This window comes from Pirellulales bacterium, from assembly GCA_035656635.1.
Taxonomy (GTDB): Bacteria; Planctomycetota; Planctomycetia; order Pirellulales; family JADZDJ01; genus DATJYL01.
The window spans coordinates 92,395-109,243 of the sequence record DASRSD010000145.1 but is presented as its reverse complement, the minus strand read 5'-3'; the positions used below and the strand labels follow the sequence as shown (position 1 = coordinate 109,243).

Sequence of the window (16,849 nt, the reverse complement as noted above, 5' to 3'; positions counted from 1 at the left end):
ACAGGCCGCCAGCCGGGTCCTCGCCTCATTGAGAAAATGTGGCGGTGTCCGCTGGCCGCTTCCGCTGGCTGGGCCGCGCCGGTATGATAACTTCAGGCGGCGCATTCGAACCGGCTGCATCGGGAGAGTTCGAATTCATTGTGCGCATTGTTCGACCCGTGCTCTTTTACCGTCCATCATTGATTGGGCTGGTTTCCGTTCTTCTGACAACTGTGCAATGAATACCAACATGTCTGACGCGGCCAAACTGCTGTACAACGGTCATCAACTGGAATTGCCGATCATTATCGGCACGGAGCACGAAACCGCCGTCGATATTTCCAAGCTCCGCGGCGCCACCGGATTGATTACGATGGACGACGGTTACATGAACACCGGCTCGGCCATCAGCGGCATAACGTTTCTGGACGGCGAACAAGGCATTTTGCGATACCGCGGCTACCCGATCGAGCAACTGGCGGAGCGCAGCGATTTTGTCGAGACCAGCTACCTACTGATCTACGGCGAACTGCCCAACAAACAGCAGCTGCAGTACTTCAAAAGTTCCTTGCTGCGTCACACGATGCTGCACGAGGAAATGAAATCGTTTTACGACGGCTTCCCGCGAGATGCCCACCCGATGGCGATTTTAAGCAGCGTGGTGGGGGCGCTTTCCACGTTTTATCAAGATTCGCTCGATCCCCGCGATCCGCGGCAAGTGGAAGTTTCGGTCCACCGGCTGATGGCCAAGCTGCCGACCATCGCCAGCTACAGTTTCAAAAAATCGACCGGCCAGCCGTTCATGTATCCGCGAAACGACTTGGATTATTGCTCCAACTTTTTGTATTTGATGTTCGGCGTGCCGTGCGAAACGTACGAGGTCGACCCCGATTTTGTCGAGGCGCTCAACCTGCTCTTGATTGTCCACGCCGATCACGAGCAAAACTGCAGCACCAGCACCGTGCGAATGGTCGGCTCCAGCGACGCCAACTTATTCGCTTCCATTTCGGCCGGCATTTGCGCGTTGTGGGGCCCGCTGCATGGCGGGGCCAATCAGGCCTGTGTGGAAATGCTGGAGGAAATTCGCGCCGATGGCGGCAACGTGAAAAAATACGTCGATTTGGCCAAGAAAAAAGATTCCGGCTTCCGCCTGATGGGCTTTGGCCACCGGGTATACAAAAACTTCGACCCCCGGGCGACCATCATCAAGCGCACTTGTGACAAACTGCTGAATAAGTTGAAAATCCGCGATCCCATTTTCGATGTCGCCCAGGAATTGGAAGCGGCGGCACTCAAGGATGAATACTTCATCGAGCGGAAGCTCTACCCCAACGTCGATTTCTACAGCGGCGTGATCTACCGCGCCATGGGCATTCCGGTGAACATGTTCACCGTGCTATTCGCCATCGGCCGCCTGCCGGGCTGGATTGCCCATTGGATGGAAATGCACCACACGCCGGGCAAAAAAATCTGCCGCCCCCGGCAAATTTACACCGGCGCATTAAAGCGCGAATACCAATCGCTGGATAAGCGCGGGTAAGAGAGATTTGGCAAAGTTGCTCGTGACACAACAGCTTGTCTAAAATAGATTGGTTGTCAATAAGGACAATGAGAAAGGCAATTTCTATGGACAAGCTTACTGTTGATCCATCCACCCGGCGCTAAACTCGCGGGCCTAGAACGTAGCGTCGAGGTCTGCGACGCAGAGGGGAACACGTTGGGCTGGTTTCGACCGGTCAGCGACTATGAATACTATGTTCCGCCATTCACTGAGGGGGAGCTATGCGAAGCGGAAAAAGAAGAGGGTCGGCCATTAAGCAAAATCCTAGCCGACTTCGAGCGCCTTAAATGAAATACACCGTCGTATGGAATCGGACGGCGGAAACAGCGCTAACGAAAATCTGGCTCGCGATGCAGTTACCAAGGCGGCGTCGATCGTGGATGATCTTTTGCGAGACTTTCCGATCGAAGTCGGCGAGTCACGAGATTTAAGTCGCAGAATTTTATTTGAGCAGCCGTTGGGAATAATTTATTCCGTCGATTCGCAAGACAGACTGGTAAAGGTGCTGCGCGTCTAGCGCATCGGTCGCCGGCACAAATAACACATCCCCCTATCGCGCAAGGCGATTCAGCAGCAACTTGCCAATTGCTCGCTGGCTATTCCTCGCATTCCTCCAAATCCGGATACTGGGGCGGAGATTCCCCATGCTTTTCGACGATCTTTGGATACCGCCCTCTTTCAGGCTTTGCATCGACTTCTTCGACGGTCAATTCATGCCACCACTCGTCGCCCCAATCGAACAGGTATTCAAATCGTTGTCCCTTCGATAAGCCAAGCGAATCGATTCGAGTCTGGGAAGCATCCAGCAGCGGCTCGTCGCGAAACGGCCCTGGATCTTCGACCATGTACGGGTGTGCGTACTCCACGGCATCGCGCAGTCGATTTCGCCCGCGGCTTCGGCTTCCCTCGGGCGGAAAGAAAAACGAGTACAAATGCTCGTCGTAGCGGTCAAAGGCATCGTAGATCGCTTCGTGCAGATCGTCGAGCGTTTGATTTCCCCGAAGGGCGATTCGCCGCCAAATCTTTTTGGCATCCTTGAGTGCCACTTTGACGACATAGATCGGGGCCGTCTTCTTTGCCATGCTGATTTCCAGTTGAAACGCCTCTAACGTAACACCGTTCAATGGCCGGGGCGAGTGCCGACCAACTATCGAATACCAGGGACCGTCATGCCCGCACGGTCCATTGCAGCGTTTGGTTATCGGTGGCCGAGCCGCCGCGATTATGCGTCAAGTTGATCGATCACTGACCGCAACTCAATGACCTCGATTGGGCAGTCATGCCAGTCATGCTCCCAGCAAACGATTAAGTCGCAACCCGTGCAATTGTGGCCGTGTTCGCGGAAATTGCTGCTGTAGAATTCGAATTCGATTCTTACCCGCTGCCATCGATTATTGTTCCTATCGATGCATCGCTTGGCTTCACAATCTGGAAAGGCTGACTGAACAGCTTCGACGATCAGCCCTAATTCGGAACTGACCATCCCAAACAAATACACGACACCTTGCTCGTTAATTGGCGCATGACGTAACCCGCGAAAATTGATCGGGGCACCAAAGACTAGCCCATCGGCCTTCGACCACTGAGGGCGTTCAGTGGTTGGGACGGCGATAGGTGGCGGAACTATCTCATGCGTCGACTTCACTTTTATCATTTGCAGCAACGGGGAGTCCGGATGCTTGGTTATTAGCCAATCACGGTAACGACCGATTAATCCATCGCGGCCATCGAACCGCTTCTTCAGAGTGTCAAAACTTATCGTCGCTACCGACGCGAATCTGTGCCCTGTTGGGACCTCACCAAAATGCTCCACGACACGATGAAATTCTTGAAGTAGCTCGTCGTCTTCCAACGATTCATTATCTTGCGGATGACGCGGCAAACCTGCGAGTTCGCGTATCTCCGTCCAGCCGCCTTCGGGAAAGAGGCGGTAAATGTAATAGTCGGAAATGCCTGTATGCTGACGGAATGCCGACTTCGAGAGCGGACCGTCTACCTTACCCGCCGTCTTGCGAGCCTCATCGACAATCGTTTCCCGGGTCCATTCAGGCATCGAAACTCTTCCCCCGAATAACGATTGATTCAATAGCCGAATTGTTGCAAACTCTTCGAACTAATATAAACTTCTTTCAAGTCTTACAAAAGTGTTGCGAGTGCTGACCGGCTGGTATGCGAGCGCCGAGCAAGCTCGGCCGCTAAACGTTGTAAGAATGCTTTTCAGGCGGGCGAGACCATTTGATTTGGTCAACGCGTCCGTCACGGCAATCTCGCGGCGGTTTCCGGGCGGCCGGTCAAGCGGATTTCGAGCTTGCCGTTACCGGCGGCGCGGAATTCGGCGCCGGCCACGTCACTGCGGAGCCAACCGTTCGCATCGGCCTTGCGCAGTTGATGCCCGCCGGCGCCGGCGGGCTCGTAGATTTCCGGGCGCTTGGAATCGCGCTCAATAATCCATACTTCTCGCACGCCGACTTTGAAATAGAAATCGAGCTTTTCATACGCCTCGTCTTCTGGGCTGTGAATTTCGACAACCGCATCCGGCCCGCCGTTGAAGTATTCGTTGCGATCGATATTGAATCGCGCCGGCATCAACAGCACGAGATCGGGGATTCGATAATTGTCAGTCCATTTATCAATGTCTGGTTCGGCAACATTAATTTGCGGATAAATCCGACAGCCATTTGGCTCGGCCCAATTCTGCTCCAACCACATCGCCAATTTGAACTCAATACTCTGATGCTCTCGATTCGGACTCGGCGCCATATGTAAAACCCCTTCCCACATTTCGTCCCACTGGTCGGCATCAGTGCGGCGCCGCCACTCCAAAATATGGTCAGGAACGCTGGCGAAAACAGCTTTCACGATTCGTGACTCCCAAATCAACAAGTGCCCAGCGTCATTGTACCATATTCCATCGGGCGCCTCAGCGGGGAAAGAAACGGAAAAGCCCTGTATCCGCTTTATCACAGATACAGGGCCGTAGTTGAATTGGTTGCGAACCGGTTGAAAATGAGGAGGTTTACTTAATGAACAACATTTCCTGGTAGGTCGGCAGCGGCCAGAGGTCGTCGGCCACCCAGCCTTCTAGTTCGTCAGCGTATTTGCGAACGCTGGTCATGGCGGGCAACACTTCGTCGCAGAAGTGCTGGGCCTCGGCCAGTAAGTTGGCCGCACTGTGATCGTGCAGCGCCTTGTCGAGCACTCCGCAACTGTCTTGCAAGCCTTTTACCAGTTCCGTCACTTTGTCGAGCGTGTCGGTATCGAATTCGTAGCCCACCAGCTTCAAATTGGCACAGGTCGACGCCAGCTCGTTTTGGTAGCGAATGGCCGCGGGGAAGAGCAGCGTTTTTGCCATTTCGAACGTTTGGGCTGCTTCCATCCGCACCGTTTTGCAATACTGCTCCAAGTAAATGTCCAGGCGGCTTTTCAATTCCCGCTCCGACAGGACGTTGTACTTGGCGAACAGGGCTTTCACTTCGGGCGCATCGAGTATCGGCAGCGCGTCGACCGCGGTTTTCATATTCAACAATCCACGCTTGGCCGCTTCCTGATGCCAGGCTGCGGAATAACCATCGCCGTTGAATACGATCGATTCGCACTCGTTGATAATTTCTGTGAGCAAGCTTTGCACGGCGCTGTGTAAAGCGTCGGGATTACCTTTGGTGACGGCTTCCAACTTGCTCGCACACCAATCGAGCGATTCGGCCACGATGGTGTTCATGGCCACCAGCGGACCGGCAATTGATTGGTTAGCGCCCACCGCGCGGAACTCAAACCGGTTGCCGGTGAAGGCAAACGGACTGGTGCGGTTGCGGTCGCCGGCGTCTTTCGGCAGCGGCGGCAGCACGTCGACACCGACGGTCAGCGTTCCGCCTTTCATCGACGATTTCGCGCCGCCGGCCTTGATTTGCTTGAACACGTCGGCCAATTGATCGCCGAGGAAAATCGAAATGATCGCGGGCGGGGCTTCGTTGGCGCCCAAGCGGTGATCATTCCCCGCAGTAGCGACCACGGCCCGCAACAGACCTTGGAATTTCTTCACGGCGCGAATAACCGCTGCGCAAAACACCAAAAACTGAGCGTTCTCGTGCGGCGTTTCGCCCGGATCGAGCAAATTGCCTTGCGACTTGCTCCCCAGCGACCAGTTGACATGCTTGCCCGAGCCATTGACGCCGGCAAACGGCTTCTCGTGGGTCAAGCAGGCCATGCCGTACTTTTCGGCCACGCGCTTCATGGTGATCATCGTGAGTTGCTGATGATCAGCCGCCAGATTGGCGGTTTCGAACGTGGGGGCAATTTCGTATTGGGCCGGGGCCACTTCGTTGTGCCGCGTTTTCACCGGAATGCCGAGCTTGAACAGCTCGCGCTCCACTTCCAGCATAAAGCCCAGCACGCGCTCCGGAATTGCGCCGAAGTAATGGTCTTCAAATTCCTGGCCCTTAGGGGGCTTCGCGCCGAACAGCGTGCGGCCGCAGGTGAACAAATCGGGCCGGGCAAAATAAAAGTGCCGGTCGATCAGGAAGTATTCTTGCTCGGGCCCGGCGGTCGAAGCGACGAATGCGCCGTCGGTGTGACCGAACAACTTCAAAATTCGCTGCGCCTGCTTATTCAAGGCTTGCATGGAACGGAGCACAGGCGTTTTCTTGTCGAGTGCTTCGCCGGTCCACGAAACAAACGCCGTCGGAATGCACAGCGTGGTGCCATTAGGGTTTTCCAAAATGTAGGCCGGGCTGGTCACGTCCCAAATGGTGTAACGCGGGCTTCAAACGTGGCCCGAATGCCGCCGCTGGGAAAGCTGGAACCATCGGGCTCGCCTTGAATCAAGGCCTTGCCGCTGAATTCGGCGACGGCGCCGCCCTCTCCATCGGGAGTGATGAAGCTGTCATGCTTTTCGGCGGTGAGACCTGTGAGCGGAAAAAAGACGTGCGCATAGGCCGTAGCGCCCCGCTCGATGGCCCAATCTTTCATGGCCACGGCCACGATTTCGGCGACCGTGGGATCGAGCTTTTCGCCCGACTCAATGGTGTTAATGAGCGATTTGTAAATCGGCTTGGGCAAGCGCGATTTCATTTCTGTCCGGCTGAAAATGTTTTGGCCGAAAATCTTTTGGGCCGGCGTTTCGGCAAAATTCAGCGGTTGCGAAATGGGCCGCCAGGTGGTGACGGCATTAATGGCCGCCATGCGGGTCGCGGCATGGGTGGTTGCGGGCGCGGATCCGCCGGCCGCAGCGGCAGAGCTACTGCCGTTGGAAAGTGTGGGGGAGAAGGTACTCACGAAGAACTCCTTACAAAAGCAAAGACGCTTGCCGCCAGCTCCATTCCTTGGAACTGCGGCAGTTCGGGTTAAATAGACAGAGTGGCGTCCTTGACTCTGTAAGCAAATTCAGACTAGTCTGCCCCGCTATAGGCAAACTACATGCCACGATGTGGCGAAGTGACCGGACCTTCCGCGCTTTCCGGCTGACAAATTGGTTACCAAGCGGTAAGTCATTCGGCTACCGCCAGAAACCAGCGACAGGTTGTTTTTATCGATCTTGAGGAATGGCCGAATACTGCACCGCTTGATCGTGCAATTTGCCTGTGGATTGATCTAGGAGTGCCTAAATCGTCGGCATATTCGCATGAATTGCCCTCATTTTCGCCGCCGACATTTTTTGCTCAACCCCGTTGCAAGCAGGCAATTAGGCGCTATCATGTTCTTTCTGCGCGCTGTGCTCCAGGCTACGGCACTGTGATTGCTTAATGGCGGAACCCTGAGGTTCTTTTTGCCGCCGGCTGGGGAGTTAGCGGCTGCGATAACACCGGGGTGCCGGCGTACGAAAGGCACCAGCCCATCTGACAGAGACGATCCAAATTTGTAAAAACCAATCGTTCTTCCTTCTGGAATTTTTTTAGCGAAAGGGAAACTGCTGTGAAGCCAAAAGAAGTGTTGGCGTTGTGCCGCGAAAAGGATGTCAAGGCGGTGGACCTAAGGTTCATGGACTTCCCGGGCCTGTGGCAGCACTTCACCGTGCCGGTCAACAAGCTGGATGAAGATGTATTTGAAAACGGGCTAGGCTTCGATGGCTCCAGCATCCGCGGCTGGCAGGCGATTAACGAAAGCGACATGCTTGTCGTGCCCCAGCCGGAAACGGCGTTTATCGACCCGTTCACCACCATTCCCACGCTGGTGATGGTGTGCAACATTCAAGACCCGATTACCCGGGAAGATTACTCCCGCGATCCGCGCAATGTGGCCCGCAAGGCTGTGAATTATTTGAAGAGCACGGGCATTGCCGACACGTGCTTTATCGGTCCGGAAGCGGAATTTTTCATTTTCGACGACGTGCGGTACGACTTTAACCAACACGAAGGTTACTACCACGTCGACAGCAGCGAAGGCGAATGGAACCGGGGCCGCGATGAAAAGCCGAACTTGGGCTACAAAATTCGCTACAAGGAAGGTTACTTCCCTGTGCCGCCGGCCGATGCGCTAATGAACATCCGCAACGAAATGATGCAAACGATGATCGATTGCGGCATCGACATTGAAGCGCAGCACCACGAAGTGGCCACGGCCGGTCAAAGCGAAATTGACATGCGCTTCCACGATTTGGTGCGTATGGGCGACCAAGTGATGATTTATAAATACATCATCAAGAATGTGGCCAAGAAGTACAACAAAACCGTCACCTTCATGCCCAAGCCGCTGTTTGCCGATAACGGCTCCGGCATGCACACGCATATTTCGTTGTGGAAGGGTGGCAATCCATTGTTCGCCGGCAGCGGCTACGCCGGCCTGAGCGAAATGGCCATGTTCGCCATCGGCGGCTTGCTGAAGCATGCGCCTTCGATCTTGGCGTTTTCCAACCCCACCACCAACAGCTACAAGCGATTGGTGCCAGGTTATGAAGCGCCGGTGAATTTGGCTTATTCGCAACGGAACCGTTCGGCCTCCTGCCGCATTCCGATGTACAGCCCCAGCCCGAAAGCCAAGCGCGTGGAGTTCCGCTGCCCCGATCCGTCCTGCAACCCCTACTTGGCGTTTTCCGCCATGTTAATGGCTGTCATCGACGGCATTCAGAACAAACTGAATCCGGGCCAGCCGCTGGACAAAGATATTTACGATCTTTCGCCGGAAGAATTGGCCGAAGTGCCCAAGACACCGGGCAGTTTGGAAGAATCGCTGAGCGCCTTGCAGCACGACCATGCCTTCCTGCTGCGTGGCGACGTGTTCACCAAGGACGTGATCGACACGTGGATTTCGTACAAAATGAAAAACGAGGTCGACGCCATGCGGCTGCGGCCCCATCCGTACGAATTTTGCCTGTACTACGATATGTGAGCGATCGCAGAGTGATTTCGCGAGTTAAGTATTTTTCGCGATGAATACTTGTGCGTTTAAGGCTACGACCATCGGTCGCGCAAGAAACTAAGCCCAGGGGAAACAACCCCGGGCTTTTTTTGCGCTCCTTCCAACGGTTGAAAGCTGAGGACGTGAAAGCGCGCTGGGCGGCCTGATACCGACAGCAGTGTTAAGCTTGGCGACTTATTGTTTGCGGCGTCGAAAAGCAACGGCCAGCAAAGCCGCACCGGCCAAGCCCATCAGGCCCAGGGAAGCCGGTTCGGGAACCGCGGTAACACCGAAATCAAATTCATAGCTCGTCGAAGCGCCCGACTGCTGAACCAAAAAAGTGTAAGTTCCCGCGGCCAATGGCGGCGTGAAACCCTGCGAGCCCGGTGCATCGGCTGGATTTGCCATCACTGGCAACAGATCTTGTCCCACCAAATTAACCGCCGCGAGAACTCCATTTTGAGCTGCGGTGCCAAAATGGGTATAGCCTTCGTAGGCGCTGGGAGCGGTTTGAGGATTTCCCGAAAACGCCGAACCGGCTTGGAACCCCGTAAATCCCTGCACATCGTTTGAAATATACGAGTGCAAAATCAGCGAGCTCAACTGAAATCCGCTAGGTACGGAGACCGCAATCCAATCTTGCATATCTCCTACCGCCGCGCCCACGTTCCCGATGACCGGGTTCGTGCCAGAGGTAAGTGAAAATGAAGTGGGCGCTGCTTGATTATTTGACAGATCGGTGCTGGTCGATTCGTTGTAAGTGTTTCCCGCTTGTGCTTGGTTAATGGTCAAAACACAAAGGGCTGCCCAAAGAATTCCCTGCAACGTGATTCTGGCGATGCGCATACGGTTGCCTTTCGATAAAGCTCTACTTTGTTCCACCGGCCCAAAAGCTCACCTGCACGTCATATACTTTGCATATACACTACACCAGAACGAGCTTAAACTCCTTTTTCGAAATGGTCAAGGTTTTTGAGAGGTGTTGCGCAAATTTGGTGGTCAACATGGGGCGCAAGGGCGGCTGCAAAGGCATTTAGGTTCGGTTAGGATGTTGTCTTCGCTGCTTGATAACTCACGGATTGACATGGATTTAAGGATCCACGATGCACTTTTCCCCCGCAACTTTGGCTGCCTTGGCGAAGTTCGATACGCCCACCATTAGCAACACCATCGAGTTGTTCGACGTTGTGCCGCGAAACCGCGGCTATATGGACGGACGAATTCGAGCCGCGTTTTCTGAATTGCCACCGATGGTGGGCTTTGCCGCCACGGCGGCATTTCGCAGTGATGCACCCCCGACTACCGGGGATGCTTATGGCAGCATGGACCAACAAGTCACACGGTTTGCGGAGCTGCCGGGTCCGGCCGTGGTGGTATTTCAAGACTTCGACGATCCGCCTGTTGCCGCCACGTTTGGCGAAGTCATGTGTTCCACCTATCGGGCATTCGGTTCGGTTGGGTTAATCACTTCCGGCGCCGGACGCGATTTAGAACAAGTGCGGGCTTTGAATTATCCCGTATTTACCGGGGGAACCATTTGTTCGCACGGATACTGCCATATTCTGCACATTGGGTTGCCCGTGCGAGTTGGAGGCCTCGTGGTGAACCAGGGCGATTTACTGCATGGCGATTTGAATGGCGTGACCTGCATACCGCTGGAAATTGCCGACCAAATTCCAGATGTTGCAGCCGAGTTTGCAGCCGCCGAGAAAATTGTGCTTGATTATGTTCGAATGCCCGGCTCTAAAACGGTGGCCGAATTCACCGCACGTCGAAAGGAGTTTTCGGCGCGCATTGGCCAACTAGCGGAACGTGTTTGCCGGAAACGGTAAGTGCTCTTTGAAGATTGCGCCTTGTTGCAATCGGGCCGAGTCTGGTACCAAGAATGCCGGGCCAAAAAGGCGCTTTATTAAGGCCATTGTTAGAAGTGAAATTGAGCCTGAGCAGGATTACTGCGAGTTCAATGTTCGGCTGGCTAATCTACGCATTGCGCAAACTGCATTAATCATTGCGTCAATTGCACGGGTAGGCCAAACTTGCTGATATCAATGCAAGTATAAGCAAATTAATCATTTATGTACGAGCGTCATGATAATTATGGCGTAATTGCCGTCCCCGGCTCGTTTGTTTTGTTCGTGCTAGCGGCTTGACTTGGGACGACAACATTCTTACTCTACTATGTTTGGGGCAAATACTTATCGGATATGGTATTTGGATTGCTAATTATCCATCTTGGCTTACATCCTGGGTAAACTTATGCACCTTAAGTCGCTGAAAGTGTTTTGCGATGTTGTCGGGCGGCGCAGTTTTTCTCGCGCTGCGGAGGAGAACGGTATCTCGCAATCCGGCGCCAGCCAGGTGGTGAACCAGCTCGAGCGGCACTTAGGCACAAAGTTGATTGATCGATCGAAGCGGCCGTTTTCGCTCACGCCAGAAGGGGAAATCTATTACAGCGGCTGCCGCAAAATTGTGGAGCGTTATTTCGCGTTGGAAGATCGCGTGCGCACCTTGCACGATGAAGTGGCGGGTCGAGTGCGCGTGGCTTCGATTTATTCCGTCGGATTGCATCACATGGACCGGTACCTGCACCAGTTTCTTAGTCAGTATCCCAAGGCGAATGTGCGATTGGAGTATTTGCATCCGCACAAAGTTTACGAAGCGGTCGAAAACGATCAGGCCGACCTGGGACTGGTAAGCTATCCCAAACCATCACGGACCGTCAAAGCCATCGGCTGGCGGCAGGAACCGATGGTATTGGTGTGCGCGCCGAGCCATCGCTTGGCCAAACGGCCGCAGGTGTCGCTGGAAGAAGTGGCGGGTGAACCCATTATTGGCTTTGACGTTGATTTAACGATCCGGCGCGAAATTGACCGCGTGCTGCTGGAACATCGCGCCGACGTGAACGTGGTCATGGAATTCGACAACATCGAAACGATTAAACGGGCCGTTGAGATTGGCGCCGGCGTTAGTTTGTTGCCGGCGCCGACAGTGGTGCGTGAAGTGGAGACAGGCACTTTGGCCGCTGTGCCGCTTTCAACCAACGAATTAGTACGGCCGTTGGGAATTATTCATCGTCGTGGTAAGGATTTGGGAGTGACCGTGCGCAAGTTTATCGAACTGCTGCGGGGCGAAGGCCATTTGTTTGGCGCGCATCCTCAATCGACTCTTCGAAATGGCGAAGGCGATGCGGAGTTTACTGCCGCTGGAAATGGCTCGGCCATGCATGGGACAGCGGGAAGCAATCAACACGATCATTTGACGGCCGGGGGAGCAACGCTGGCTGCGCATTCTGCGGCAGCCAATTAATTCGATTTGCCGCAATTCAAAATAAATCAATTGTGCGTAGGGAAACAAGCAATTCATCGAATCATTGAACGGGTAACGGTTATGCAATCTCAATTTCCATACGATCCGCGCCGGTGCGAAGGCTTGTACGACCCGGCTTTTGAGCATGATGCCTGCGGTGTCGGCTTCGTCGTCAATATGCACGGCGAAAAAAGCCATCAAATTGTGCGGCAAGGGTTGGAAATCCTGGTGAACCTTACGCATCGCGGAGCATGTGGATGCGATCCGCTTACCGGCGACGGTGCAGGCATTCTCGTGCAAATGCCGCACGACTTTTTCCAGGCGAAACTGCAGGAGCAAGGAATTCAATTGCCTGCGCTGGGCAGCTATGGCATTGGCAATGTGTTTTTGCCGCCCGACGAAAAGGAACGCCGATTTTGCGAGGAGCGCCTGGAAGCCATTTGCGCCGACGAAGGACAAAACTTCTTGGGTTGGCGCGAAGTGCCGGTCAACAATGCCGGCATCGGCCGCACGGCGCGCGAAGTGGAGCCGCTCATTCGACAAGCGATTATCGCCCGGGGGGACAACACGCCGGCCGATTTATTCGAATGGAAACTATACGTCATCCGCAAACGGCACGAATTAGAAATTCGGGCCGCAAAAGACTTGCAGCAAAAAAAGTGTTGCTATACCTGCACGCTTTCGTCGCGGGTGATCGTTTACAAAGGATTGTTGCTCGCCGATCAAGTGGAGTATTTCTACGAAGATTTGCATGATGAACGCATGGTTTCGGCGTTGGCCCTGGTACATCAACGGTACAGCACGAATACTTTCCCGACGTGGGATTTGGCTCATCCGTTCCGTTACCTGGCCCACAACGGCGAAATCAACACGCTGCGCGGCAACGTCAACTGGATGTACGCGCGCGAAAGCATGCTTAACCATCCCGTGTATGGGCCCGATCTCAAGAAAATTTGCCCGATTTGTGTCCCTGGGGCGAGCGACTCCGCCATTTTCGACAACGTGTTGGAATTGCTGGTGCTTACGGGCCGGTCTCTGGCGCAGGCCATGTCGATGCTGATTCCGGAGCCATGGAGCGGACACGAAAGCATGCCGGACGAGTTGAAGGCCTACTACGAATATCAAGCTTGCCTGATGGAACCCTGGGACGGCCCGGCATCGATGGCATTTACCGATGGCACCGTGATCGGTGCGACTCTAGACCGCAACGGTTTGCGTCCTAGCCGATATTGGGTGATGAAAAACGGTCTGGTGGTAATGGCTTCCGAAGCCGGTGTGCTGGCCTTGCCGCAAGACCAAGTGGAATACAAAGGCCGCTTGCGACCGGGGCGCATGTTCCTGGTCGATACCACGCAAGGCCGCATTATTCGCGACGACGAAATTAAAACCGGCCTGGCTGCGCGGCATCCGTATCGGCAATGGATCAACGAAAACCAAATCAAGCTGGACGATTTGCCCGATATTGCCGGTGTCAACGGCCACTTGGACGAACCGTTGGTGAAGTTGCAGCGGGCGTTTGGCTACACGCTGGAAGATTTGCGAATCATTATGGGGCCGATGGGGACCGATGGTTACGAGCCCGTCGGATCAATGGGCAACGACACGCCGCTGGCGGTGCTTTCCGAGCGGCCGCAGTTGTTATTCAACTACTTCAAGCAACTGTTTGCCCAGGTAACCAATCCGCCGCTCGACGCGATTCGAGAAGAAATCATCACGTCGATGATTACCACGATTGGCTCCGAAGGAAATTTGCTCGACGAAACTCCGGAACAATGCCGTCTACTGCGGATGGAAACGCCGGTGATTACCAACGGCGAAGTGGCCAAAATTAAAGAACTGAACGCGCCGGGTTTGCGCAGCCGAACACTTTCGATATTGTTCCCGCGCAGCTCGGGCGCGGCAGGTCTGGAGCAGCGCTTGAAGCAGTTGCGCGTCGAAGCTAGCCAGGCAATTGAAGAAGGCGTGGCGATCCTTGTTTTGTCCGATCGCGGCGTAAATCACGAAAACGTGGCCATTCCCGCGTTGCTGGCCGTGAGCAACGTGCATCACCATTTGCTGCGTGAAGGAACGCGCACCCGATGTGGCCTGGTGATCGAAACCGGCGAAGCTCGCGAGGTGCATCATTTTGCGTTGCTCACAGCTTACGGTGCGGGAGCGGTCAATCCCTATTTAGCCTTGGCCACGCTCGACGATATGCTGGCCCAGCACTACTTGCCAGAAAATCTCACCCACAAACAGTTACACAAAAATTATGTGAAGGCGGCAGTCAAAGGCGTCCTGAAAGTAATGTCGAAGATGGGCATTTCCACACAACAAAGCTACCGTGGGGCCCAAATTTTTGAAGCCGTCGGGCTGAATTCGAATTTCGTCAATGAGTATTTCACATGGACCCCCAGCCGCATTCAGGGCGTGGGCCTTTCAGAAATTGCTGACGAAGCGCTCCATCGCCACGAATACGCTTATCCCCGGACCGATGTACCCGAACTGCTCGATTTGGATGTCGGCGGCCAGTATCAGTGGCGTCGCAAAGGCGAAGCGCACATTATGAATCCCGAGGTCGTGTCGAAGCTGCAGCAGGCCTCGCGCATCAACAGCCGAGTGGAATTTAAGCAGTTCTGCAAACTGATTGACGAACAGCAAACGCGCCTGCTTACGTTGCGCGGCCTGCTGGAATTTCGCAAAAACACAGCGCCCGTGCCGCTGGATGAAGTGGAGTCGGCCAAGGAAATTGTCAAGCGATTTGCCACGGGGGCCATGTCCTACGGCTCCATATCTAAGGAAGCGCATGAGACTTTGGCCATCGCCATGAACCGCATTGGCGGCAAAAGCAACACCGGAGAAGGTGGCGAAGATGCGGCCCGCTATGTGCCCGACGCCAACGGCGATTTGCGTTCCAGCGCCATCAAGCAAGTGGCCAGCGGTCGGTTCGGCGTCACCAGTGAATACCTGAACAGCGCGAAAGAACTTCAAATCAAGATGGCGCAGGGAGCCAAGCCAGGTGAAGGGGGCCAGTTGCCCGGCCATAAAGTTGACAAAGAAATTGCCCGCATTCGGCACAGCACGCCAGGGGTGGGTTTGATTTCACCACCGCCGCACCACGATATTTACTCAATCGAAGATTTGGCGCAGCTCATCCACGATTTAAAAAACGCCAATCGCCGGGCACGAATCAGCGTGAAGCTAGTGGCCGAGGTCGGCGTGGGCACCGTCGCCGCGGGCGTGGCTAAGGGAAAATCGGACGTGGTGCTTATTTCTGGTCACGATGGCGGCACCGGCGCTAGCCCGCAAACTTCGATCAAGCACGCGGGCCTGCCGTGGGAATTGGGCCTGGCCGAGACTCATCAAGTGCTGGTGAAAAACGATTTACGCGGCCGCATTATTGTGCAAACCGACGGCATGATTCGCACGGCCAAAGACGTGGCGATTGCCGCCATGCTGGGCGCCGAAGAATGGGGTATTGCAACCGGGGCTTTGGTAACCATTGGCTGCATTATGATGCGCAAGTGCCATCTCAATACATGCCCGGTCGGTGTAGCGACACAAGACCCGGAACTTCGGAAAAAGTTCAATGGCAAGCCGGAGTATGTGGTCAATTTCTTCTTCCTGCTGGCCGAGGAATTACGCGAGCTGATGGCGCAGCTTGGCTTCCGCACTATTAACGAAATGGTGGGCCGTGTCGACATTCTCGACACGCGCAAAGCCATCGCCCATTGGAAAGCCAAAGGGTTGGATTTCTCCAGCATTTTGTACAAGCCTGACGTGCCGGCGCATATTAAAACGTATTGTGCGGAAGCTCAGGAACATGGCTTGGACGAATCGTTAGACGTAACCAAGATATTGGATTTGTGCCGGCCAGCGTTGGAGCATCAAACGCCTGTAACCGTCGAGTTGCCGATTCGGAATATCAACCGGACGGTCGGAACCATCCTTTCGAGCGAAGTCACGCAGAAATACGGCGCGCACGGGTTCGACAAGGAAGACACCATTCAGCTCAACTTCAAAGGATCGGCCGGGCAAAGCTTGCTGGCATTTGGCGTACACGGCGTAACCGTGCGCGTGGAGGGAGATGTTAACGACTATTGCGGCAAGGGACTTTCGGGCGGCAGAATTATTGTGTATCCGCCGCGGGAAGCTTCCTTTGCTGCCGAGAAAAACATTGTCGCCGGCAACGTGGTATTGTACGGCGCTACCAGTGGCGAACTGTATTTGCGGGGCGTGGCTGGCGAGCGGTTTTGCGTCCGCAACAGCGGCGCGCACGCCGTGGTGGAAGGTGTGGGCGACCATGGCTGCGAGTACATGACCGGCGGCCGCGCCATTATTTTAGGCGAAACCGGTCGTAACTTTTCCGCCGGCATGAGCGGCGGCATTGCCTATGTGCTGGATGAAACGGGTCGCTTCCCGAAACTGGTCAATCAGGAAATGGTCGAGTTGGAAGCGTTATCGGACGACGATCGGGAATACATCGGCAAAAAACTTGCCCAGCATGTGCATTACACGGGCAGCATGGTTGGACGGCGTGTACTCGAAAAATGGGATGACATGATCGGCAAGTTCGTGAAAGTGATGCCGATCGATTACAAACGTGCATTGGGGGAAATGGCCAAAGCTCATTTGCCAACTTCGGCCGAAGCCGAAACGGCGCCGAAGGCTGTGGTCAATGTGTAATTCTTTTGA

General features: G+C 54.7%; 11 protein-coding genes. 5 read left to right on the top strand and 6 right to left on the bottom strand.

Annotated features, from left to right (window positions below; genetic code table 11):
* Positions 1 to 229 precede the first annotated feature (229 nt).
* Positions 230 to 1,519, top strand: coding sequence for a citrate synthase (locus tag VFE46_14100; protein ID HZZ29126.1), 1,290 nt, complete (start codon positions 230 to 232; stop codon positions 1,517 to 1,519).
* 617 nt (positions 1,520 to 2,136) lie between these two features.
* On the opposite strand, the gene VFE46_14095 is transcribed toward VFE46_14100, so the two are convergent.
* The 5 genes from VFE46_14095 to VFE46_14075 form a co-directional block, all read right to left on the bottom strand.
* The gene (locus VFE46_14095) at positions 2,137 to 2,622 is read right to left on the bottom strand and encodes a plasmid pRiA4b ORF-3 family protein (protein ID HZZ29125.1); all 486 of its coding nucleotides are present in this window, start codon (positions 2,620 to 2,622) and stop codon (positions 2,137 to 2,139) included.
* A 140-nt stretch (positions 2,623 to 2,762) separates the two neighbouring features.
* Positions 2,763 to 3,593 carry a hypothetical protein gene (locus VFE46_14090; protein ID HZZ29124.1) on the bottom strand — a complete coding sequence of 277 codons (831 nt, stop codon included), beginning with the start codon at positions 3,591 to 3,593 and terminating at the stop codon, positions 2,763 to 2,765.
* A gap of 203 nt (positions 3,594 to 3,796) precedes the next feature.
* Positions 3,797 to 4,399, bottom strand: a complete 603-nt coding sequence (locus VFE46_14085) for a Uma2 family endonuclease (GenBank protein HZZ29123.1) — start codon at positions 4,397 to 4,399, stop codon at positions 3,797 to 3,799.
* Positions 4,400 to 4,556: 157 nt separating this feature from the next.
* Positions 4,557 to 6,275, bottom strand: a complete 1,719-nt coding sequence (locus VFE46_14080) for a glutamine synthetase III (protein ID HZZ29122.1) — start codon at positions 6,273 to 6,275, stop codon at positions 4,557 to 4,559.
* On the bottom strand, positions 6,272 to 6,811 hold the full coding sequence (locus tag VFE46_14075; GenBank protein ID HZZ29121.1) for a glutamine synthetase III: 540 nt from the start codon (positions 6,809 to 6,811) through the stop codon (positions 6,272 to 6,274). The genes VFE46_14080 and VFE46_14075 overlap by 4 nt, the downstream gene beginning before the upstream one ends.
* A gap of 636 nt (positions 6,812 to 7,447) precedes the next feature.
* Between VFE46_14075 and glnA the strand changes: the two genes are divergently transcribed.
* On the top strand, positions 7,448 to 8,860 hold the full coding sequence (gene glnA / locus VFE46_14070) for a type I glutamate--ammonia ligase (protein HZZ29120.1): 1,413 nt from the start codon (positions 7,448 to 7,450) through the stop codon (positions 8,858 to 8,860).
* Positions 8,861 to 9,064: 204 nt separating this feature from the next.
* On the opposite strand, the gene VFE46_14065 is transcribed toward glnA, so the two are convergent.
* A complete protein-coding gene (locus VFE46_14065) occupies positions 9,065 to 9,715 on the bottom strand; it encodes a PEP-CTERM sorting domain-containing protein (GenBank protein HZZ29119.1) in 651 nt (216 codons plus the stop codon).
* A 257-nt stretch (positions 9,716 to 9,972) separates the two neighbouring features.
* Between VFE46_14065 and VFE46_14060 the strand changes: the two genes are divergently transcribed.
* From VFE46_14060 to gltB, 3 genes are all read left to right on the top strand, one after another.
* A complete protein-coding gene (locus VFE46_14060; protein HZZ29118.1) occupies positions 9,973 to 10,701 on the top strand; it encodes an RraA family protein in 729 nt (242 codons plus the stop codon).
* A gap of 424 nt (positions 10,702 to 11,125) precedes the next feature.
* The gene (locus VFE46_14055) at positions 11,126 to 12,175 is read left to right on the top strand and encodes a LysR family transcriptional regulator (protein HZZ29117.1); all 1,050 of its coding nucleotides are present in this window, start codon (positions 11,126 to 11,128) and stop codon (positions 12,173 to 12,175) included.
* 81 nt (positions 12,176 to 12,256) lie between these two features.
* Entirely contained in the window at positions 12,257 to 16,840 is a 4,584-nt protein-coding gene (gltB, locus tag VFE46_14050; GenBank protein HZZ29116.1) for a glutamate synthase large subunit, read from the top strand.
* Positions 16,841 to 16,849 lie beyond the last annotated feature (9 nt).